Origin of the sequence: Spirosoma endbachense, assembly GCF_010233585.1 — a bacterium.
GTDB classification, from domain to species: domain Bacteria; phylum Bacteroidota; class Bacteroidia; order Cytophagales; family Spirosomataceae; genus Spirosoma; species Spirosoma endbachense.
In genome coordinates this window covers 9,459,445-9,480,381 of sequence record NZ_CP045997.1, presented here as the reverse complement: position 1 = coordinate 9,480,381, position 20,937 = coordinate 9,459,445, and the positions used below count along the sequence as shown (strand labels likewise).

Sequence of the window (20,937 nt, the reverse complement as noted above, 5' to 3'; positions counted from 1 at the left end):
TTAGTCAATCAAACCCGCCTTCGCTTTCTGGCCGGTTGCTATCCACTGGCGCAGGGCGTCGAAGGCCGTGGCAACTTGTTGGGGTTTGAACTGACAATGCCCCTGCCCATTGGTATACTTCACCACAAACAGCGCATCTTTCCCCTGCTTATGGATCATATTTTCAAAATTCATTACGCCGTATTGCGGAGGAATAAGTTGGTCATAAACTGTGTGTAGCAGAACAACGGGACGATTGATGTTGCCCGTACGGTCATATTTCCCGAAAAGAACATCTGGGCTTACCGTTGCCGCCAGTCGTTCGGCTTTCTGATTCACCACCAGATCATTTGGGAAGCCACTGTATAAGGTGTTGGTGTTATCGAAGGGGTTGCCTTTTGCTTGTTGGGCGATGTCTCGCAGCACATTTTCATTAAAAAACAGGGAGAATGGCAAGTCATCCATTTTCAGATCGAACCGTTTGGCAAAGGCTATGGCCAACAGCGAGTCTTTCGCAAAAATGGCCTTCCTGATCGCCGTTGCTTTGGCCTGCATGGTATTAGCCGACTGGGCCTGATACGGTTTTGAGACATCGAAAATTTCGGCAAGGGACGTAACAACGCCCGGAAACAACCCATTGAACGTAGCGTACATATCAAACTCCTTGCGGCACTGAAGATAGGGACGACTCGATAATGGGCACATTGGCAAACCGCCCTGATAATAGTGTCCGAAATTTTCGAGCGTAGCCAGTGCCACGCCACCGCCCATCGACTGACCAACCACAATCGTTGTGTCGGGCTGACCATATTTTTTGACAAAAAACGCGCGTAAGGCTTCGGTATCATCAACGCCTTCTGGCAGGGCAAACCCCTGTTTTCGATAGTCGGAAGCGGCCACGGCAAAGCCCCGTTCTAAAAAAGGCTGTACAGTATTCAGCCATCGGTTACTACGACTCTGAGCAGGAGCCCCCACAAACTCATAGCCATGCGCGAACATCACCAATCGTTTGACTGGCGCTGTTGTCCAGCCCTTCGGGAAAGCGATTTGGTAGCGTGCGCCATTGATACTCCCCGAATCAATCGAGGGAACCGTTGACTGTGCCAGAGCCGAAACGCTGCTTAGTAGGCTCGCGAAAAGAAGGAAACGTTGAGCGATGCGCTTAGTCATGGGTCTGTCTAGTTTTATATAGCTCGTCAACAATTTCCGGATGATTAGCCAGAAAGGCCCTTTGGTTAATGGAGCCTTTGTCAGTGAGTTCACCCCCGTCTACCGATAACGTAAAATCAGCAAAAACGGCTTTTTTGATCAGAGTCGAGCTACCGCCCTCCTCGTTTTTCAGCCTATTGAGCACCTCTGACAGCGCCCTGGATACGGATTCATGAGCAACCAGTTCCGGTAGCGGAACATTGGCAGGATAGCCACTCAATTGACAGCAATACTCAATATTAGGAATCACGATGGCGCCGACAAAGGCCCGGTCGTGGCCCGTAATGACCACATCCTGAATCAATCCATTGCCAATCGTGATGAGTTTGGTGCGCAGATTTCCTACACTTACCCAAGTGCCGGTGTCGAGTTTAAAGTCTTCAGCAATGCGCCCGTCAAATACCACGCCCTCGTTAGGGTCGTTGGGGTCAACGAATTTGAGGGCGTCCCCAGTGCAATAAAACCCTTCATCGTCAAAAGCACTGGCCGTTACGTCGGGTTGCCGCCAGTAGCCAGGTGTAATGTTGGCTCCGCGGTAGCGGGCTTCTAATTTGCCACCATTCGGCACTAATTTTAGGTCAAGGCCCGGTATAGGTACGCCCAGCATGCCAGCAAAACTACCGGCTTTGGTAGCAAACAAAGCCGACGGACTCGACTCCGTGCAACCCAACCCCGTTGCGATGACAACCCGCTCGCCAGTCGTCTCGTAGGCTAGTTCTTCAAAAGCATCCCAAACGTGCTGGGCCATCCCGGCACCGGCATAAAACAGAAGTTTCAACCGGCTGAAAAAGTGCTCGCATAGCGCTTTATCACGCCGAAAATACGGAATCAGTTCTTCGAACCCTTTGGGTACATTGAAGTATAAGGTTGGGGCAATGTCGCGCAGATTGGCAACGGTGATGGCGATGCCTTTGGGCGTGGGCGTTCCTTCATCAATATAGAGCGAACCGCCATTGAAGAGCATGAGCCCAAAGTTATGATTCCCGCCAAACGTATGATTCCAGGGGAGCCAGTCTATAATCGTCAGATCGTCATCGGTCAAAAATGGAAACGTCTGTGTGATTTGCTGCCAGTTGGTACAAACCATCCCGTGTGTATTGATAACGCCTTTGGGAAAGCCTGATGTGCCGGACGTAAACAGAATTTTGGCTACTGTTTCGGGCTTAATAGCCGCAAAAGCCTCTTCAACCGCATCCGTGGGTAACGTATCCAGCAACGTATCGAAAGCAAGGGCGTTTATGTCATCTGGTGCCTGGAGCACGTATACAACATAGGCTGTTCCGGCGCAGGCTTTTAGCGCTTTTTCGTACTGCTGGCCGTTTGATACGAAAATAAGTTTCGGTGCCAGTAGCTCAAGGGTGTATCTCAATTTAGCAAAATCAGTCGAACGTAGCGAATAGGCCGGACTAATGGCCGAGTACGGAATCCCAACGTGCAGAGCTGCTAAGGCCATTAGACCGTGTTCGATGCTGTTTTCCGAGAGAATCGCAATGGGTGTTTCGCCTGTTAGCCCCAAATCGAGTAATCCCTGGGCCAGTTGCCGGACCAAAGCGAAGGTCTGAGCGAAGCTGATCGTTCGCCAGTTGCCGTCGCTATCCCGCTGACCCAAAAACACCCGATGGGGCGTCGTAGAAGCCCAATGCGGCAGCCGTTCGGTCATACGCATTGGGTGAGGAGCCAGCGTTTCCGTTGAGCGCAGCAGGAGTATTCCATCGGGACGAGTGATTTTTTCAATGCTGACGGGTCCAAACCGAACGGGCCGAAAGGGGGTTTGTTTGAGGTCGAGGGTTGTCATGCTTCTCCGACTTTTTTGGCTTTTCCATCTAGAAATTCCCGCAATCTTGCCTTCGCTTCGGGCGCGTCCTGGGCAATGGCCGCCGTAAGCGATTCCATCATCAGGCCCTGATCCTGACCCGAATCCACTATTCTGGGTAGAATATGCATTAGGGCATAATTAGTCATACCAGCGTTTGAAGCCACCTTCTTCGCTAATTCAATCCCCTTGGCTAATCCGGCCCCTTCCTCAACAACGTACTGCGACAGTCCAATTGCCATGCCTTCATCAGCAGGATAGACACGTCCCGTCAGCATCATGTCCGTCATGCGGGCCAGCCCAATCAGTTTAGGCACACGAACGGAAGCTCCTCCACCGACAAAAATGCCGCGCTGTCCTTCGGGTAAGGCATAAAAGGTTGACGTTTCGGCCACCCGAATGTGGCAGGCACTGGCTAATTCGAGTCCACCCCCTACGCAGGCCCCGTGCAAAACGGCAATTACAGGAACTGTACCAAACTGAACCCGGTCCAGTGCCCGATGCCACATCCGGGAATGATGCAGCCCCTGTACCGCATCGCGTTCGGTCAGTGAAGATAAGTCGAGACCGGCACTGAAATGCTTGCCTTCGCCGTAGATAATGGCACAGCCTATCTCCGCGGGTATGTTCGCAAATACCTCCTCAATGCCCAGAATCAACTCGTCGTTGATCGCATTGCGTTTCTCGGGCCGATTGAGCTTGACAAGAAGGATGTTGTCCTGAATTTCAGTATGTAGGTAATTTTTCATGCGTTCTTTGGGTGGCAACGGCATTCCGGTAAGGTTTCAGGGCCAGATAGGTTAGGACCAGCAAGCATAAGCCTCCGATCAGATAAAGCAGCACCAGGGAGTACCGAATGGCACTCTCGTCTTTGAAAATATAATCGGTGAACAGGGCGACCGACGTTGGACCTAAGCTAATACCAATCAGGTTGAGTATAAACAGGAATATTGACGAGGCTAAGGCCCGCACCTGGTTTGGCATGATTTCCTGAACAGCCGCCGTAATGGCACCAAATGGGGCCGCTAAAGCAAAATTGGGCACAAAAACAGCCAGCAATGCCCATTCGGCTTTGGGTAACAGTGGTAGCCCACACGAAATCAGGCATAACACGCCCGATAATAAACCCACCCGTAACCGGCCATCCGTGATGCCTCGTTTAACGAGTTTATCCGCATACCAACCCCCAAAAAGTGCTCCTGACACCGAAGAGGCAACCAGTACTAATCCATAAAAAGCGCCAGCACGAGACACCTCCCAACCATAGGTACGGGCTACGAACGTCGGTATCCAGGCGTTACAGCCATAATTGATTAAAGCACCAAAGGCCGTTGCAAAACAGATAAGCAGGTATGCTTTGGGGTGCCTGAACACAATGGCTAATGCTTCGCCCAAAGATAACGTAACAATTTCGCCACCTTTCTGAAGCGTGTTAGTACGAACCGGCTCTTTGATCGTAAACAGCAGAATAGCAACCACTAATCCAGGCAAGCCAACGTAGAGAAATATCAACTGCCATGGAAAGATTGTACCAAAAACGGGTATGTTCACCAGGCCCTCGGTGGGAAGTTTCGCCACAATACCTGATCCGATTAGCATGGCGAGACCCGAACCCAGGAAAATGCCCAGCGAGAATACGCTAAGTGCGGTCGCTAACCGGTTTTTGGGAAATAAATCGGCAATCAGCGAGTAAGCCGATGGGGATAATGTGGCCTCACCCACTCCTACACCCATGCGGGCCAGGAAAAATTGGGTGTACGTGCGAACACCTCCGCAAAAAGCCGTCATTAAACTCCAGACGGCAATTCCGCCGATGATAATATTACGGCGACTTTTACGGTCAGCTAACCGGCCAATAATTACCCCAAAAAGTGTGTAAAAAATGGCAAAACTGAGTCCCATTAACAGACTCATTTCGGTATCACTCAGATGCAAATCCCGTTTGATAGGCTTGACTAACAAACTCAGAATCTGTCGATCGATGAACGACGAAATATTAGCGAGTGTCAGGATAAAGATGGCGTACCAGGCGTAGCGGGGAGTAGGTTGCGGAGTCATACACGGAATGACTGGTTAATGTATTTTCCAGACTTGAATAATCACGCCATCCGGGTCACGAATGCCTTTCGAGATAAACAGCGTTTGGGTAAGCCATTCATATTTGCCCGGTGGGGTTTCAAAGGTGGGAGCGGCCCGGAAATAGTAGTCGGAAGGGCTTACTTTTTCGCCGTTGGCAATTCGCTTGGCCACCTCAGGAGTTGCCGTCCGAATGCCTTTATTGTTGACGTAAATCAGGACGCCATCGTCCGTTTGGAGTGTGTACAGTGCGCTGAGTTCCGTCGTTCCATCTTTTCGGAGAATCTGCCAATCAGCCCCGCCATTGACAATGGTTCCCTTCATGTTGGGACCGCTGAAGGTTCCGCCCGTTATAGGGATGATACGTCGTGTACCATGTGGCGTTTCGCCCACCACTAAGGCTGGAGCAATCTTTACATGTAGTTCACAAACAAACTCCAATTGGGGAGCCTGCGGAACGGCAGATGCCGACTCTTGCTGTGCCCAAACCGGAATCGACGGCTGGCAAACAAGTAGGCAGACAACTAGTCCGATACAATACAGGACAGATTTTCTCATTGAATGGCTTCAGCTAAAACATAACAAAAAGACAAAATAATAGGGGTAAAGTCGACTCATTAATACCAGTTAAACGTAGCAGGGTCACCGAATTTTCGGAGACGACACATACAGGGTCATAATACCCGCCAGAATGGTCGGCAGTGCATAGATCAAAAAATTAGTGCCCATCGAAAGCCCCATTCCGATGAGGACTCCGCCCACAGCCGGGCCAATAATACCACCCAATCGCCCCATCCCGATTGCCCAGCCAACGCCCGTTGTTCGAAACTCGGTGGGGTACATTCGGGCGGCAACGGCATATAGGCCGACAAAACCGCCCTGAATACCAAAACCGAGCAGTCCGAACACCAGAAGCAGGACCGATGACCCTTTAAATAGGCTGAAAGTGGCCATGAGCAAACCCGTCATAATCAGGAAGATACCGATTGTTTTTTTGAGACCAATCCGACTGGAAAAATAGCCCTGGGTGACAATACCGAAAAAGGCACCGACATTGAAAACCGTCCCGGCATAAATGGCTAATTCAATCGATAACCCCGCACTGGAAGCCAGCTTAGGAATCCAGCTCGTGAGGAAATACAACGTAGCAAACGATAGAAATAAAGCAACCCATAGCTGAATCGTTGGAATTTTGTATTCATCAGCCAGAATGGATGTTAGGGGAATTCCCTGCCGTCGAACAGGCTTAGTCGGCAATGATGTGATCGTGTTACGTTGCATTCTGGCTAAAATCAGATTCGCTTTCGCCAGCGCATTTGGGGGCTGCGATTTCAGGTAAAACTCCAGCGATTCAGTCAGAAAGAAATAGATAATGGGGAGAGCGACAAGGGTTGCCATACCAGCCAGTTGAAACATAGTTTGCCAGCCCGATACTGGAATGACTCGGGCCGCGACCAGACCCGACAGAACCGCGCCAACCGGATAACCGCCAATAACAACACTCACCCAGAAATCTTTCGTTTTATCGGGCGTATATTCAGCCACCAGAGCCGCCGTACTGGCCAGCATACTGCCAATACCGATCCCACTCAGAAACCGAAACGCGATTAAGAAGCCAATGGAACTTGCCTGAGATGTTAGATAAATGCTGATACCCATGATAGCAGCACTAAGCAGAATCATGGATTTTCGTCCAATCGTATCGGCAAAAGGGGCTAAAAACAAAGCCCCAAAGGTCATACCGAACAGGCCTGAGCTGAATACGATCCCTAAAGCTTCGGGGCTCACCTGCCAGGCTTTGGCAATGGCGGGTGCCGCATAGGAAATCACCATCACATCCATACCATCGAGCATGTTCATCAGCCAGCAGATAAATACGATGGCATATTGAAGTCCCGTTAGCGATTGTTTGTCAAGCAGGGTTCTTGGACTCACTTCCATTGATTCGATACGGTTAGGGAAGATCAGGTACGGATTATTTATCCATTTGTTGATTAGTTAATTGGTTGATTAGTAATCTACTAATCAACCAATTAACTAATCAACAAAAATCAGGGTGTACCCCAGACTTTAATAGCAGTGTTCGTTACCAGTTCCAGTTTCCGCCATTGGTCATCGTGGGTTAAATCATTGCCGTGATGAGTGGACGAAAATCCGCATTGCGGACTGACAGACAGGTTGTCTAATGGCATGTATTGAGCCGCTTCGTCGATACGTTTGGCTAAATCGTCGATGTCTTCCAAGGTCCGAACTTTCGACGAAATGATTCCCAGCACCACCTGCTTATTCTTCGGAACGAAACGTAACGGAGCAAAATCGCCCGAGCGCTCGTCGTCATATTCCAGGAAATAGGCATCGACGTTAATTTCATTGAAAAGTACCTCCGCTACAGGTTCATACCCGCCCTCGGCAAACCAGGTGCTGCGGTAGTTCCCCCGGCATAAGTGAATGCCTACGGTCAAATCATCGGGTCGATCGTCGATGACCGAGTTAATCAGAGCCGCATAGGTTCTGGGCAATTCATTCGGATCTTCGCCCCGCTCGACAGCCGCAGCCCGCATCTTTGGGTCGCACAGGTAAGCCAGGTTGGTATCGTCCAGTTGCAGATAACGCAACCCAGCCTGATATAGGTGAGCAATTTCTTCGCGATAGGCGACCGACAGATCATGAAAAAACTCGTCCATATCGGGGTACGATTCAATGTCGATGGATTTACGTCCACCCCGAAAGTGAATCATTGTGGGCGACGGAATCGATACTTTGGGGGTTTGCGTCACGACGGATTTCAGGTAATTAAAGTCTGTCACCTGTATATCATTGACGTGTTTTAGTTTGCCCGTTACGCTCAACACCGGGGGTTTAAAATTATCCTCGGCAACTTTGGCATTCGGGTTCGCATCAATACCCCCCGTAACGGAAACGCCCGCGAGTTCTTTCAGAAAATCGAGGTGGAAATAATCCCGACGGAATTCTCCATCGGTAATTGATCGCATGCCGGTAGATTCGAGCTTTCGGACAGTTTCCGCAATTGCTTTATCTTCAATGGCCCGTAATTCATCGGCAGTAATCTCACCTTTTTTCCATTTCAGGCGATTTTCTTTCACTTCGGGAGTGCGCAGTAAACTGCCCACATGGTCGGCACGAAACGGAGGAGTTTTCATTTAGGTTTTATGTAAGGTTATAATAGCCCGCTGATTTTTATGATTGTTAAGAACAGGTATGCTTCTACCAGAATGTTGATAGGTCAATTCGGCTTCCCGGTTAAAATCATATCTAAATCATATTCATCATAAAAATCAGCGGGCTATTGTAAGGGTAAAGTGTATATAGTCGATACATTCAATTCATTAATTCGCCCGCTCAAGCACAATCGCGTAGCCCATACCTACGCCCACACACATGGTCGCCAGTGCATAGCGTTTGTTCTGCCGTTGCAATTCGAGCACAGCGGTTTGCACCAGCCGCGTCCCCGACATGCCTAGTGGATGCCCCAGGGCAATGGCTCCCCCATTCGGATTGACGCGCGGGTCGTTGTCGGCCATTCCCAGTTCCCGAATGCAGGCCAGCGACTGGGCCGCAAAGGCTTCGTTCAGTTCAATAACATCGATATCATCCAGCTGTAATCCGGCTTTTTGCAGGACTTTCTTCGTTGCGGGAACTGGACCAATTCCCATAATACGCGGCTCAACGCCAACTACGGCAGAAGCGACAATCCGGGCTTTAGGCGTTAATTGATAGCGATTTACTCCCTCTTGCGAAGCGACGATCATGGCTGCTGCTCCGTCGTTCAAACCAGCAGAGTTACCCGCCGTTACGCCCCCCTCTTTTTTGAAAGCCGGTTTCAGGGTAGCCAGCACCGCTAGTGCCGTGTTGGGCTTAACGAATTCGTCGGTTCTGAAGACAATAGGCTCTCCTTTCTTTACCGGAATTTCGACGGCTACAATCTCCTCGGCAAGTCGGCCCGATTGCTGCGCTTTGGTCGCTTTTTGCTGGGAGTGATAGGCAAACAAGTCCTGATCTTCGCGGCTGATGTGGTAGATTTCGGCCAGATTCTCGGCCGTTATACCCATGGCATCAACCCCGTACATAGCCTGCATTTTAGGATTGATGAAGCGCCAGCCGAAACTGGAATCGAACATCTGGGCATCGTTTCCAAATGGTTTCGATGTTTTAGAGATCACCCACGGCCCCCGTGTCATGTGTTCCATCCCACCAGCAATGAATACATCGCCATCGCCCGCCTTAATGGCTCGATTGGCATGAATCACCGCCGACATTCCCGATGAACACAACCGATTGACCGTTTCGCCTGGCACAGTATAAGGCAACCCGGCCAGCAAAAGCGCCATGCGGGCTACGTTCCGATTATCTTCCCCTGCCTGATTATGACACCCCAGTATAACATCGTCAATAGCATCGGCAGGCAGATTCGGATTTCGTTTCAGCAACTCTTTAATAGGCAGTGCCGCCAAATCATCCGCCCGTACGGTTGAAAGACTACCCCCGAAATTGCCAATCGGGGTGCGGATGGCGTCAATAATATAGGCTTCGTTCATGATTGAAAGAAAGATTTTTAATGAGTGAAAGAATGAAAGTGCGAAAGAGTGGCAGGTGCGAGAGAACTGCTGATGCGTCAGCCGGAATGCCGGACCTCACTCTTTCATTCTTTCACTCATTAAAAATGTCGCGCTTGTTTTAGCTCGTACGTCGTCCAGGGTAGCACCGGGCATCAGTTCCAATAGGGTTAGTTTACCCGCGGGAAAGGCAAAGACGGCCAAATCGGTGATGACCATATCCACCACGCCCATTGCCGTCAGCGGGAGTGTACACTGCTGAACTAGCTTAGGCGAACCATCCGGGTTCACGTGGGTCATGGTGATAATCAACCGTTTCGCACCCTTCGCCAAATCCATCGCTCCACCAACACCCAATAACGGTTTTCCCGGAACAGCCCAATTGGCTAAGTTGGCGGTTTCGTCCACTTCCAGACCACCCATAATCGCTACGTCGATATGCCCACCCCGAATCATCGCAAATGAATCGGCGCTGTCGAAATAACTGCTTCCTTTCAGAGCAGTAACCGGAATTTTTCCCGCGTTGACGGGGTAATCCATGGCTCCGCCCCCATCGGCCGGACCTGGCCCGACGCCCAGCATGCCGTTTTCAGTATGCAGAATGATGCCATGCTCGTCAGTAATCAGGTCAGCAATCAGCGTCGGGATGCCAATGCCCAGGTTGACCACATCGCCTTTTTTTAATTCGACCAATGCCCGTCGGGCCATATTCATCCGAACCTCATCGACTTTTTTGGAGGTCGAAACCGAAGCTGAACTACCTAAATCCTCCAGTGTCAGAGTCGCCTGCACCAGATAATCGACGAAACAACCGGGCGTATGCACCTCTTCTGGTGCAATCTGGCCCACTGGTACGATTTCTTCTACCTCAGCAATGACTAAATCGGCAGCCGTCGCCATAGCCTTATTGAAATTATTTTCGGTCATGCGGTATTGTAGATTCCCTGCCGTATCGGCCCGCCAGGCCCGCACAAAAGCGACATTGCCCCGGATACTTTTGATGAATACGTGCTCAATGCCATCGATGAGTTTGGTTTCACGACCCTGGGCCAATGGGGTTCCTGCCGATGTAGGTGTATAAAACCCCCCGATACCAGCTCCACCAGCCCGAATGGCTTCAGCCAGCGTTCCCTGTGGTAATAGTTCATAGTCCACCTGGCCACTTTGAGCCGCTTTCACAGCATCTGGATTCGAGGTAAAAAACGAGCCGATCATCTTTTTGATTTGACCATTTCGGAGCAAGCGCCCCCCACCAATACCTGTTTCGCCGACGTTATTGCCGATAAAGGTGAGGTCTTTGATTCCGGTTTCTGCAAGCGCGTGCATCAAATGAACAGGGTTACCTGTCATCCCAAATCCGCCCTGCAGCAGGGTATCTCCTTCGTTCACCAAAGCCGCAGCGTCAGCTACGGTAAGTTGTGGTACTGTTTTCATAGCGTACTCATTCCGTTAGAACTACCCGACCGTTTTAGTCTTTCGGGTAGGTTGATTTACGTCGTAGCTTCGGCGGATTGTTTGGCCGCGAGGCCCACGTAGTTTTCAGCAACCAACGCCGAAGCAGCTTGGCTCGTGATTAATTGATTAAATCGGGATGCCTGTAAGTGAGCATCGAAAGGCGTTCTTTCAGGATTATGATGCAGTAACTCGGTCATGAAGTTAGAAAACTCCTGCACCCGCCACACCCGGCGCATACAGCCTTCGGTGTAGGTGTCTAAATCAGCACGACTACCCTCGCGATACCAGGTCATTAGCGCATCGAAAAGATGACCGGTATCGGCCACGGCCATATTAAGCCCTTTGGCACCCGTTGGGGGAACGATATGCGCCGAATCACCTGCCAGAAAAAGCCGCCCGTGCTGCATGGGCTCACTCACGAAGCTCCGCATAGGAGTAATGGTTTTTTCCAGAATCGGCCCTTCAGCCAACACCCATCCCGTAGACCCCAGTCGAATCTGGAGTTCGGACCAAATGCGCTCGTCGGGCCAGTCTTCCAATCTATCCGCTACGTTGCACTGCACATACAATCGGGAAATTTCCGATGAACGCATGCTATGCAGAGCAAATCCCCGCTCGTGGTAGGCGTAGATTAACTCATGAGTCGAAGGGGGCACCTTCGCCAGAATGCCCAACCAGCAGTATGGATAAACTTTGTCGTAAACTTTAGTCAGTTCGCTGGGGATCGACGCACGGCTAATACCATGAAAACCGTCGCAACCCGCCACAAAATCGCAGGTGAGCGTATGCTTTTCGCCGTTTTGAGTATAATGAATTGTCGGCGCAGGAGTCTCCAATCCGTCGATGCGTTTCGCTTCAGCTTCAAACAAAATAGATTGGGCGGTACTCCGTTGGGTGGAATTTTGCTGGCTATCTGCGTCCAATCGCAGTCGTATCAGGTCTTTCACCACTTCGGTTTGGGCGTAGATGGTCACCCGAGAGCCATCGGTCAGTTGAGCTAGATCAATTCGGTGACGCTGCCCATTGTAACTAAGGATAACTCCATCATGAACAAGTCCTTCCCGGTCAAGTCGGTCGCTGGCACCGGCCTGTTGAAGCCGGTCAACGGTATTCTGTTCAAGTAACCCTGCCCGTTGCCGACTCTCAACACGCTCCCTTGTTCTGTTTTCCAGTACAACCGAACGAATGCCCTCCTGATGCAACAGTTGCGACAACAACAGGCCTGCTGGTCCAGCCCCAATGATCCCTACCTGCGTGTGGTGGTTCATAGTCGTTGTTCATTTAGAATTTCGCTCGCAGCATGAAAAGCAGCATTGGCGGCTGGCAGGCCACAATACAGCGCTGAATGCATGATCACTTCCTTGATTTCATCCACAGTTACGCCGTTGTTGAAGGCTGCCCGCACGTGCATTTTGAATTCCGCTTCGCGGTTTAGCGCAATCAGCATCCCTAACGTAATGAGGCTTCTGGAATGGCGTGACAAACCAGGTCGGGTCCAGATTTCGCCCCAGGCATAGCGAGTAATGAAATCCTGAAAATCAGCATTAAAATCCGTAATACCCGCGTTAGCCCGGTCGACGTGGGCACTGCCCAACACGTCCCGACGGACAGCCATACCGGCATCATACGTAGCGCGATCTGAAAGCATCCATTCCAGACACTTTTGTTCCGCAATAGGTTTAGGTAAAAACTCTTGAAGTGCCTGAGCAAATGCATCAGCCACTTCAACAGCCGATAGGTGCGCGGCTGCCAGTTCAACTAACTGAGCATCAGTAATTTTTTTCTGTATAAGCTGGCCATCTGCAACGGTCGTCACCGGGTCATGAGTACCCGCAATGATAAGCGTTGGCGCAGTGATGCGATGAATGTCATCCCGTAAATCAGTATCCCGAATGGCCGCGCAACAGGCGAGGTAGCCCGCGTCTGTATTTGCCCGAAACGTAGCTAATAACCGAGTTAGTGTATCTGGATTTGCATGCCGAAATTCCGGTGTCAGCCAACGGCTTAATACGGCATCAACAATGGACGAAAGACCTTGCTGGCTAACTGTTTCTATGCGTTCATTCCACGTAGTAGACGTGCCGATTTTAGCGGCTGTATTACTGAGAACCAGTTTGCTAATACGTTCTGGATGATGGATCGCCAGCCATTGCCCAATCAAACCACCCATCGACAATCCACAGAAATAAATGGTTTGAATCTTCAGCGCATCGAGCAATCCAATCACATCCTGACCCAAATCAGCCATACTAATGGGGCTTGCCAAAGCGGGCGTCTGCCCATGTCCGCGTGTGTCATAGCGCAGCATTCGGAAATGGGCACGCAGTTTATCCGCTACGCCATCCCACATTGTCAGATCAGCGCCTAATGAATTGGAAAACAGCACAACCGGCCCTTGCTCAAGGCCGTCGAACTGGTAATGCATCGGGGTTCCGTTTATAACGAGTTCGGCCATTGTCAATTTGTCGACTTGAGATTCTGTTGCATCCGTTCTGTATCGACCTCCAGGCTACCGATCAGGTCATTGGCGTAGTGCAGGTTGGCTGCGGTGAGTTTCACTACGTCACGAATAACGGGCCATTCGCTATGCCAGGCTCCGGCAGCTCGTTCGTGGGGCTGCATCATCGAACCCAGCAGACTGGCCACTAGGGCGGGCGTGCGGTGAGCGATGGCTACCATAAACGTAGACGTGACCGGATTGCGCTTATGAGGCATGGACGAGGATCCACCTTTACCCTCAGCGGCCCCTTCCCGAACTTCGCCAACCTCAGTCTGCATCAGCAGAATGACATCGTTGGCCAGTTTACCCAACGATCCGTTCAGAATACCAAGCATGGCTGCTATGTCGGCTAGCTGATCTCGCTGGGTGTGCCAGGTGAGTTTAGTTGTTCCGAGTCCCAGCGTAGTGGCTACCTTCTCCCGAATTGCCAGACTGTGTACGCCCAGCGTTACGGCATTGCCGACCGGCCCGCCCAATTGCAGGACGATGCACTCCTTCATTATTCGGTCCAGTCGGTCCACTGAACGTAGTAACCCGTCGAGCCAACCCATAACTTTGTCGGCAAACGTAATCGGCAGCGCCTGCTGCAATAAAGTTCTTCCCATCATCGGTGTATGCTGATGGGTGTGAGCCAGGGTTGTCAGCTGTCTGTTCAGCAGGTCCAAATCAGCGCGGAGTTGCTCCAATGCCTGTTTCAATTGGCACATCAACGCCGTATCGATAACATCCTGGCTAGTTGCTCCCCAATGAACGTACCGAACTGATTCGGGGCTTTTCCAACCAATCCGCTCTTTCAGCAAGTTGACAAACGGAATGGCTGGATTGCCAGCCAGCAGTGTTTGTTGCCGTATCTGTTCCGTATCCCAATCTGTTTGCTGGCAAACGTCCGCTATAGTCGTTGCTGCCAGGGTCGGAATTACACCCACGTCAGCCTGGGCCGCGGCTAATGCAGACTCGAAAGCCAGCATAAACCGCAGTTCGGTAACATCTGAAAAAAGAGCCTCCATCAGCGGAGTGGTGAAAATCGATTCAGCTAGCACGATAAGGGGCTCCTATAAATCAAAAAAGACTGTTTCACTGGGACCTTGTAATCGGATATCGAACTGGTAATGGCCATCCGTACGCTTTATTGCCAGGAGCGTACTCCGCCGGTCGGGGTCAATCGAGTTCAGGAACGTATCCCGACTGTTCGCTTCCGGTTCGTCCGAAAAATAGAGCCGGGTGTATAGTGTTCGGAGAGACCCGCGCATAAACAGAATGACATTGATGTGCGGAGCCGAATCTTCAGCTGTGAAACCCGGTTTAAGCGTCGTAAAGAGAAATTCGTGGTTAGCTGTTGTACCGGTGCCAAAGCGACCAAAGCCCGTAAACGTGGCATGGTTGGGCGGATAGGCAATTGGTTCAGTAGCATATTGGCCCTGGGCATCAGCCTGCCATAGTTCGACTATCGCATCGGAAACGGAAGTTCCATTTCCATCAATAATACACCCAGTGATATAAATGATCTTCCCCCGATTTTCGCGCGGCTCAATCAGCATCCCATCCATCAGGCTTGTATAATCGTAACCATACTGGCGGGCAGTGAGGCCGTAGGCAAAAAAAGGACCCACTGTCTGGGAGGGCGTAATTGGTAAGGTATTCATGACTCAAACGGGGTTTGATTCCGACCATTCAGCACAATATTGAACTCATACGCCAGGGCAAACTCAGGCTCTGTCCAATCCATACTGAATCGGGCAATGAGCAACTCTCTGGCATGCCTGGGAACCGACTGAAAAATGGGGTCATAGGCAAATAGCGGATCGCCCGGAAAATACATCTGGGTCACTAATCGCTGGTCGAGATGATGGCCGATCACCGAAAAATGAATATGGTTGGGACGCCACGCATTGTAATGATTACCCCAGGGATATGCACCTGGTTTAATGGTGTAAAATGAATACCGGCCTTCTGCATCAGTCAGCAGACGTCCGGCCCCTAAAAAATTAGGATCAAGGGGTGCATCGTGAATTTCCGCTTTGTGGATATACCGACCAGCAGCATTAGCCTGCCAGATTTCAACCAGCACATTAGGGAGCGGACGACCCGACGCGTCCAGAACCTGACCCGCTATTTTGATTCGCTCGCCAATGGGCTCCCCATTTCGGCGGGCGTTTTTAGTCAGGTCATTATCGAAAGGACCAAGACAAGATTCACCAAAAACAGGCATCCGAAGGTTTTTCATCTGCTCCGGCACCAGTAGTAATGGACGGGTTGGGCTGCGTAAAATCGTGGATTTATATCCGGGAGAGAGGTGTGCGGGATGCGTACTCAATGCGTCGGATTGAGGGCTACTGAGTTCCATTGCCTGCTCGTTTCCATTGGATTGATGATAAGCTTTTTCTTCCATAACCAGTACGTGTCAATCACCAAATTATCTTTTACAAAGCTATGAGGATGATCCTATCTTTTCTTGGATGATTCTAAAACAAACTTGTGTATATAGAACATAAGCTTGATATTTGGCCCAATAGTTAGCTTTTTAGAACATGAATGGGAAAGGATTGAAAAACTATGAAGGGTTATATGGCGATAACCAGTTACCCTTTCCGAAGAACTTCATTCACCATGAATTACTGGCTGTCCGCAGTGAACTTTACGACTGGGAAATTGATCAGCATCTGCACACCGACTTATATCAGTTGTTCATTTTCACGAAAGGTAGCGGTACTGTGCTGGCTGAACAGCGACGTATACCACTCCGGCCACCTTGTGTGCTGATGATCCCGACCAATACGCTGCATGGTTTCGCGTTTCAGGCGGGTATGGAAGGCGACGTATTTACCTTTTCTGAATCGTCGCTGGAGCATCTGTTTAGTGACGCTAAGCATGTTTTGCTGGAGATTAATCAGCTCAGGCAGTTAACCTTTGAGGACTCGAAAGTTTCCTTTGGTGAAGTGCTGTGGCTGAAAGAAAAAACCATTCGGGAACTGGATGAAGTCCAGCCCGAGAAACAACGTATTTTACAACATCTGACCCAACTTTTGTTTCTCAGTTTATACCGGATCAGTTTGGAATCCGTAATGACCGTGCCAAAGTCTGATAACCGCACACTGGCATATTTCCTTTCGTTCCAGAAATTAATTCGTCATTCGGTTCACGAGTCGAAAACTATTCAACAGTACGCTCGCGAACTAAATATTACGTCGGTTCACCTTAATCGGATTTGTCAGGCGCTGGTCAAAAAGTCAGCCCTGCAATTGGTACATGATTTTCTGACGGCGGAGGCTAAAAAATATCTACTGAATACTACGTTCTCCTTATCAGAAGTTTCTTACCGGCTTGGGTTCAAAGATCCTGCCTACTTCTCCAGGCTATTTAAAAAACAAACTGAGTTATCACCAAGGGCATTTAGGCAGCAAAATGGGAGGAGTTTATAACCAGGTTTTTAATGGAGTTGGCGAATCTAATCTTGAGTCAGGGCTAATTTTCCTACTTATTAGATATACGCTTATTCCCTCCTTTATACATTAACCCTTCATTGTATTTGAAAAGGGAATAACCTGTTCCTTCTTCATAACCGGGCACATCTTCTTTCTGCTGCTGAACAGCCGCTTCTGAAATGGGGGTCGTAAAGGGCATTTTACCTGTAGGGCTAAACTTGCCCGTCACAATATCCAGCAGCGCGTCGGGTGTCGTGCCAAACGTAGCCAGAACGCCTTTGATACGAGTACTGCCATCTTTCGGGTAAATTTCATCGATGACCCAGGGATTGCTGTAGTTGATTGCCACAATGGTTGTTTTTTTTGCCGTCAGCGAATTGATATAGGCTACGTCTACTGAATTCTTCGATAAGGCTAGATAAATCGGCGAACCATCCGATGCGAATAGTGGCTTGGCCGAAGGCTTCAGCCAGAGCACAATCACATCCGCTTCATCAGGTGTAGCGACAAACGTAACAGGGTATTTTCCATCGTTGATCGTGTAGCTAGTAGCTGGCGTAGCCGTGCCAACCGGCTTGTTCCCTAAGGCTTCGAAGTAAACTTTCGTTTTGGGCTTAAGCGGCAATATTTCGGCCTCATTGCGAAGCAGAACAATGGACTTCCGATGAGCCAAATCCGCTCTTGCCTGAAACTGAGCATTCCCGACAAGACGCTCGGCCGCAGCCTCATCCACGTAGGGATTTTCGAAAAGCCCCAGGTTGAATTTTTCCATCAGCAACCGAAGCACCGAATCGTCAATCAGTTTGGGGTCTACCATACCGCTTTTTACCGTGGCCAGCAAGTTGGCCGGGTCGGCCGTACCTGAGTAAAGATTAACACCCGCTTCCAGGGTTCGTTTATAGCGTTCCTGAATCGAGAGGTTTTCGGCTCCCCAGGGCATCATTTCAATCGGCCCTGTGTCGGAGTTAATAATGCCGGTAAACCCTAATTCGGTACGTAGCAGGTCGTGAATGATGGCCCGATTATAGGCGTAGGCGATGGGCTCATACTTGGTATCAGCCGGAAACGAATAATAGGGCATAATGGCCGAGGTTCCGGCTTTGATGGCTGCTTTGAAGGGAATCAGGTTGTTGGCAAACTTGCCGCCTGGAAACACCTCTTTCTTACCCCATTCGAAATGGGGATCCTGTCCCCCCTGCCCGGAGCCTCCACCCGGAAAGTGCTTGGTGGTCACCGCCACCGAGCCAGAGCCGAGTGTTTTGCCTTGAAAGCCATATACGATTTCGGTCATCATCTGGCCTGCCCACTGGGCATCTTCCCCAAATGTGCCTTCAATTCGTTGCCATCGTGGTTCGGTGGCTAAATCGGCCATATACATATACCCTTTTCGCAGGCCCACTGCCGACCACTCCTGGCGGGCAACGTCGGCAAACTCCCGAACTAGTTTCAGGTCACGCATAGCCGACAGGCCTAATTCGCCGGGCCAGGCCGAGAAAACCGTTTTGCCAACACTGGTGCCAATCGCTGCGGCACCAGTGATGTGGTTACGTGGATTGGATGCAATAATAGCCGGAATTCCTAAGCCGTCGCTTTCACACAGCGCCTGTAATTTATTGGCCCATTCGGCTGTTAGGCGGGCACTCACGTTGGCCCGCAAAATGAAGTGACGAAGGTGATATTGGGTAACGGCTTTGGTCGTGCCCGCTGCATTCATAATGGGCGTAGGCAGTGGTTTGCGGGTGAACATATTCTGGCTGGCCACCAAATCCTCCTCATTGAAATCGCTGGTAATGGGCTCTTTAGCTTGTCCGGCTTGAAATGACTGATCGTTTTTCATCCGAGTCGTGCTGATGAGCATGAAGCCGACCTTTTGTTCCAACGACATTTTTGCCAACAAGTCGCGGCTCCGTTCTGCAGACGATAATCGCCAGTCTTCGTACTTGTCTAAGGTGCCGTTTTTGTTTAAATCCTTGAATTTTAATTTATTAACAGTCAATACCTGTACAGATCGAACCCCCAACACTGGCTGCGGCTTGGGTTGCGGTCGTAGCTTGGCCATAGCAGCCGGATGAGGTAGGGCGAGAACCGTCAAAGCTACAGTTAGAATGCGTGTTTTTAGTAATAGCTGAGGCATAGTTTTTGTCAAGAAAATAGGATTAGCGTTTTAATAGAATAAAAATACCCTACCCAATCCGCCTGGCTCGATTCACCGCAATAAACGATGAGATAAAAGCTACAAACGCACCCACTACGCCCGATATAAGCAGAGCGGGTAGTTTGGGTAGCTGAACATTAGCCATTGAAGATTGAAGCAGCCATAGCAGTCCGAAACATAAACCGGTGAAGGCCAGGCCCAAGCCAATTGACGTGAGTAACGCCGTTGAAAACCAGCTTATATGAGTATCAAGCGTCGGTTCCAGTTTATGGGCCATGCGTTGTTTGGTCATCGTTACGAACGTAGCCAGGGTTGTGGCAAAAACCGAAATCAGTACGGTTGGCATCAATATACTGACTAGTGTCGGGGTCTCGCCCTTAAGGTTGATAAACTCGTACTTGTAGAAAATAATGAACGGAGCTACTATATTGATAATCAGATTGAATAGGGTAGCTGTGATGGCGTTACGCTGCGTAAATTCTTTCATGGTTTTACAGGGGCGAACAGGCTTGAGAAGGCAACGCGTTAGGCATCGGCTCCGCCTTACCGTTTATGGCGGAGCCGATGCCCTACTTAAATCGGAGCACCCATAGCACCCAGCGTCTTACCCATCAATGCACCCATATTAGCGCCTTCGGGTAGTTGACCTTTCCACTCTAACTGCTCCCACTCGCCGAGGGTATTCGACGCATCGACTACCATTTTGCAGCGTTCATACCGCCGGTTCATAAAATTGTTTAGTACAGACGGCAGTGGATCGCCGGTTTGCACTAACTCACTCAGCACTACGGCATCTTCAATAGCAAGCCCTGCACCCTGCCCCAACTGTGGAATGGTCGCATGAACGGCGTCGCCGATGAGCAACACCCGATTGATATACCAGGGAGCAGGCAACAAAAGCGTTTCGAGTGGGCGATAAATCACACCAGCCGGGTCGGTAATCTGGTCAATAACGGTTCGTACCGTCGGCGCGTCGTACTCTGCCAGCAGGGCTTTCATACGGGGAACCAGTTCCGATTCTGGAATCTTTGGATCTTCCCCCTCTGCCGATACCACAAACATATACATCTTGTCAGCCGTCATTGGAATCAGACCTACTTTGGTTTTCTTGCCAAAAAAGATGTAGCCTGTATCCAGTTCGGCTGGCCGTGGAAAGGCGTATCGCCAGACTGACTGCCCGGTATAGCGCGGTTTGAAATCGCCCAGCACCAACCGCCGAACTTTGGAATAAACCCCATCCGAACCGACTACCAGATCGTAGCGGCCCGTGCTGCCATCGGTAAATGTAACCGTTACGTAGTCGGGTCCATTGTCGAGCGTATCTACCGTAACGCCCATCCGAATAGTTACCTGATTATCAGCAGCTCCATCGAGCAATACCTCGTGCAGAATCCGACGCGAGATGCCATTATGAACGGGCAATCGACCCATAGGGGGTGTACCAACCTGTGCAATCTGGAAGCCGTTGCTGGTGCACATTTTTACGGGTCCGTAGGGCGAACCGCGTTCCATACAGCGGTCGGCAAGCCCCAATACGTCCAGTGCCCGCAGAGCATTAGATGGCTGAATAATACCTACGCCATAGACGTTGAACTCGGGCTGAAGTTCGACAAGTTCGGTTTCAATGCCCGCTTTTCGAAGCGCAATCCCCGCTGATAAGCCGCCAATGCCGCCCCCCACGACAAGGACTTTTTTTATTTGTGACATGATTTGATTGGTTGTTGGATGACTGGTTGATTGGTTATTAGATGACT

General features: G+C 50.3%; 18 protein-coding genes. 1 reads left to right on the top strand and 17 read right to left on the bottom strand.

The window, feature by feature from the left end; all coding sequences use genetic code 11:
• From GJR95_RS38115 to pcaH, 14 genes are all read right to left on the bottom strand, one after another.
• Complete coding sequence (locus GJR95_RS38115; RefSeq protein ID WP_162390852.1) at positions 1-1,149, bottom strand: alpha/beta hydrolase; 1,149 nt, start codon at positions 1,147-1,149, stop codon at positions 1-3.
• On the bottom strand, positions 1,142-2,983 hold the full coding sequence (locus GJR95_RS38110) for a feruloyl-CoA synthase (RefSeq protein WP_162390851.1): 1,842 nt from the start codon (positions 2,981-2,983) through the stop codon (positions 1,142-1,144). Before GJR95_RS38110 ends, GJR95_RS38115 begins: the two co-directional genes overlap by 8 nt.
• The gene (locus tag GJR95_RS38105) at positions 2,980-3,750 is read right to left on the bottom strand and encodes a crotonase/enoyl-CoA hydratase family protein (protein ID WP_162390850.1); all 771 of its coding nucleotides are present in this window, start codon (positions 3,748-3,750) and stop codon (positions 2,980-2,982) included. The genes GJR95_RS38110 and GJR95_RS38105 overlap by 4 nt, the downstream gene beginning before the upstream one ends.
• A complete protein-coding gene (locus tag GJR95_RS38100) occupies positions 3,728-5,059 on the bottom strand; it encodes a spinster family MFS transporter (RefSeq protein WP_162390849.1) in 1,332 nt (443 codons plus the stop codon). Before GJR95_RS38100 ends, GJR95_RS38105 begins: the two co-directional genes overlap by 23 nt.
• Positions 5,060-5,074: 15 nt before the next feature.
• Positions 5,075-5,635, bottom strand: a complete 561-nt coding sequence (locus GJR95_RS38095) for a DUF3237 domain-containing protein (protein WP_162390848.1) — start codon at positions 5,633-5,635, stop codon at positions 5,075-5,077.
• Positions 5,636-5,719: 84 nt separating this feature from the next.
• Positions 5,720-7,018, bottom strand: coding sequence for an MFS transporter (locus GJR95_RS38090; protein WP_162390847.1), 1,299 nt, complete (start codon positions 7,016-7,018; stop codon positions 5,720-5,722).
• A gap of 110 nt (positions 7,019-7,128) precedes the next feature.
• Complete coding sequence (locus GJR95_RS38085) at positions 7,129-8,238, bottom strand: 5-methyltetrahydropteroyltriglutamate--homocysteine S-methyltransferase (protein WP_162390846.1); 1,110 nt, start codon at positions 8,236-8,238, stop codon at positions 7,129-7,131.
• A 186-nt stretch (positions 8,239-8,424) separates the two neighbouring features.
• Entirely contained in the window at positions 8,425-9,633 is a 1,209-nt protein-coding gene (pcaF, locus tag GJR95_RS38080; protein WP_162390845.1) for a 3-oxoadipyl-CoA thiolase, read from the bottom strand.
• 96 nt (positions 9,634-9,729) lie between these two features.
• Positions 9,730-11,085: a 3-oxoacid CoA-transferase gene (locus GJR95_RS38075; protein WP_162390844.1), complete on the bottom strand. Its 1,356-nt coding sequence runs from the start codon at positions 11,083-11,085 to the stop codon at positions 9,730-9,732.
• A 56-nt stretch (positions 11,086-11,141) separates the two neighbouring features.
• Positions 11,142-12,374 (bottom strand): 4-hydroxybenzoate 3-monooxygenase, encoded by a 1,233-nt coding sequence (locus GJR95_RS38070; protein ID WP_162390843.1) that lies wholly within the window; start codon positions 12,372-12,374, stop codon positions 11,142-11,144.
• Entirely contained in the window at positions 12,371-13,561 is a 1,191-nt protein-coding gene (pcaDC, locus tag GJR95_RS43000; protein WP_162390842.1) for a bifunctional 3-oxoadipate enol-lactonase/4-carboxymuconolactone decarboxylase PcaDC, read from the bottom strand. The genes GJR95_RS38070 and pcaDC overlap by 4 nt, the downstream gene beginning before the upstream one ends.
• A 2-nt stretch (positions 13,562-13,563) precedes the next feature.
• Positions 13,564-14,646: a 3-carboxy-cis,cis-muconate cycloisomerase gene (gene pcaB / locus GJR95_RS38060; protein WP_162390841.1), complete on the bottom strand. Its 1,083-nt coding sequence runs from the start codon at positions 14,644-14,646 to the stop codon at positions 13,564-13,566.
• 12 nt (positions 14,647-14,658) lie between these two features.
• Positions 14,659-15,249: a protocatechuate 3,4-dioxygenase subunit alpha gene (gene pcaG / locus GJR95_RS38055; protein ID WP_162390840.1), complete on the bottom strand. Its 591-nt coding sequence runs from the start codon at positions 15,247-15,249 to the stop codon at positions 14,659-14,661.
• Entirely contained in the window at positions 15,246-15,950 is a 705-nt protein-coding gene (gene pcaH / locus GJR95_RS38050) for a protocatechuate 3,4-dioxygenase subunit beta (protein WP_162392014.1), read from the bottom strand. Before pcaH ends, pcaG begins: the two co-directional genes overlap by 4 nt.
• A 184-nt stretch (positions 15,951-16,134) precedes the next feature.
• Here pcaH and GJR95_RS38045 point away from each other — a divergent pair, with 184 nt between their 5' ends.
• The gene (locus tag GJR95_RS38045) at positions 16,135-17,025 is read left to right on the top strand and encodes a helix-turn-helix domain-containing protein (RefSeq protein WP_162390839.1); all 891 of its coding nucleotides are present in this window, start codon (positions 16,135-16,137) and stop codon (positions 17,023-17,025) included.
• Positions 17,026-17,077: 52 nt separating this feature from the next.
• On the opposite strand, the gene GJR95_RS38040 is transcribed toward GJR95_RS38045, so the two are convergent.
• From GJR95_RS38040 to GJR95_RS38030, 3 genes are all read right to left on the bottom strand, one after another.
• Positions 17,078-19,162 (bottom strand): glycoside hydrolase family 3 protein, encoded by a 2,085-nt coding sequence (locus GJR95_RS38040; protein WP_162390838.1) that lies wholly within the window; start codon positions 19,160-19,162, stop codon positions 17,078-17,080.
• 49 nt (positions 19,163-19,211) lie between these two features.
• On the bottom strand, positions 19,212-19,670 hold the full coding sequence (locus GJR95_RS38035; RefSeq protein ID WP_162390837.1) for a hypothetical protein: 459 nt from the start codon (positions 19,668-19,670) through the stop codon (positions 19,212-19,214).
• Positions 19,671-19,756: 86 nt separating this feature from the next.
• The gene (locus tag GJR95_RS38030) at positions 19,757-20,890 is read right to left on the bottom strand and encodes an FAD-dependent monooxygenase (protein WP_162390836.1); all 1,134 of its coding nucleotides are present in this window, start codon (positions 20,888-20,890) and stop codon (positions 19,757-19,759) included.
• Positions 20,891-20,937 lie beyond the last annotated feature (47 nt).

What these genes read in the sequence shown, in the direction of transcription:
- GJR95_RS38115 (WP_162390852.1), bottom strand. Translation starts at nt 1,149, where the DNA reads ATGACTAAGCGCATCGCTCAACGTTTCCTTCTTTTCGCGAGCCTACTA.
- GJR95_RS38110 (WP_162390851.1), bottom strand. Translation starts at nt 2,983, where the DNA reads ATGACAACCCTCGACCTCAAACAAACCCCCTTTCGGCCCGTTCGGTTT.
- GJR95_RS38105 (WP_162390850.1), bottom strand. Translation starts at nt 3,750, where the DNA reads ATGAAAAATTACCTACATACTGAAATTCAGGACAACATCCTTCTTGTC.
- GJR95_RS38100 (WP_162390849.1), bottom strand. Translation starts at nt 5,059, where the DNA reads ATGACTCCGCAACCTACTCCCCGCTACGCCTGGTACGCCATCTTTATC.
- GJR95_RS38095 (WP_162390848.1), bottom strand. Translation starts at nt 5,635, where the DNA reads ATGAGAAAATCTGTCCTGTATTGTATCGGACTAGTTGTCTGCCTACTT.
- GJR95_RS38090 (WP_162390847.1), bottom strand. Translation starts at nt 7,018, where the DNA reads ATGGAAGTGAGTCCAAGAACCCTGCTTGACAAACAATCGCTAACGGGA.
- GJR95_RS38085 (WP_162390846.1), bottom strand. Translation starts at nt 8,238, where the DNA reads ATGAAAACTCCTCCGTTTCGTGCCGACCATGTGGGCAGTTTACTGCGC.
- pcaF (WP_162390845.1), bottom strand. Translation starts at nt 9,633, where the DNA reads ATGAACGAAGCCTATATTATTGACGCCATCCGCACCCCGATTGGCAAT.
- GJR95_RS38075 (WP_162390844.1), bottom strand. Translation starts at nt 11,085, where the DNA reads ATGAAAACAGTACCACAACTTACCGTAGCTGACGCTGCGGCTTTGGTG.
- GJR95_RS38070 (WP_162390843.1), bottom strand. Translation starts at nt 12,374, where the DNA reads ATGAACCACCACACGCAGGTAGGGATCATTGGGGCTGGACCAGCAGGC.
- pcaDC (WP_162390842.1), bottom strand. Translation starts at nt 13,561, where the DNA reads ATGGCCGAACTCGTTATAAACGGAACCCCGATGCATTACCAGTTCGAC.
- pcaG (WP_162390840.1), bottom strand. Translation starts at nt 15,249, where the DNA reads ATGAATACCTTACCAATTACGCCCTCCCAGACAGTGGGTCCTTTTTTT.
- pcaH (WP_162392014.1), bottom strand. Translation starts at nt 15,950, where the DNA reads ATGGAACTCAGTAGCCCTCAATCCGACGCATTGAGTACGCATCCCGCA.
- GJR95_RS38045 (WP_162390839.1), top strand. Translation starts at nt 16,135, where the DNA reads ATGAATGGGAAAGGATTGAAAAACTATGAAGGGTTATATGGCGATAAC.
- GJR95_RS38040 (WP_162390838.1), bottom strand. Translation starts at nt 19,162, where the DNA reads ATGCCTCAGCTATTACTAAAAACACGCATTCTAACTGTAGCTTTGACG.
- GJR95_RS38035 (WP_162390837.1), bottom strand. Translation starts at nt 19,670, where the DNA reads ATGAAAGAATTTACGCAGCGTAACGCCATCACAGCTACCCTATTCAAT.
- GJR95_RS38030 (WP_162390836.1), bottom strand. Translation starts at nt 20,890, where the DNA reads ATGTCACAAATAAAAAAAGTCCTTGTCGTGGGGGGCGGCATTGGCGGC.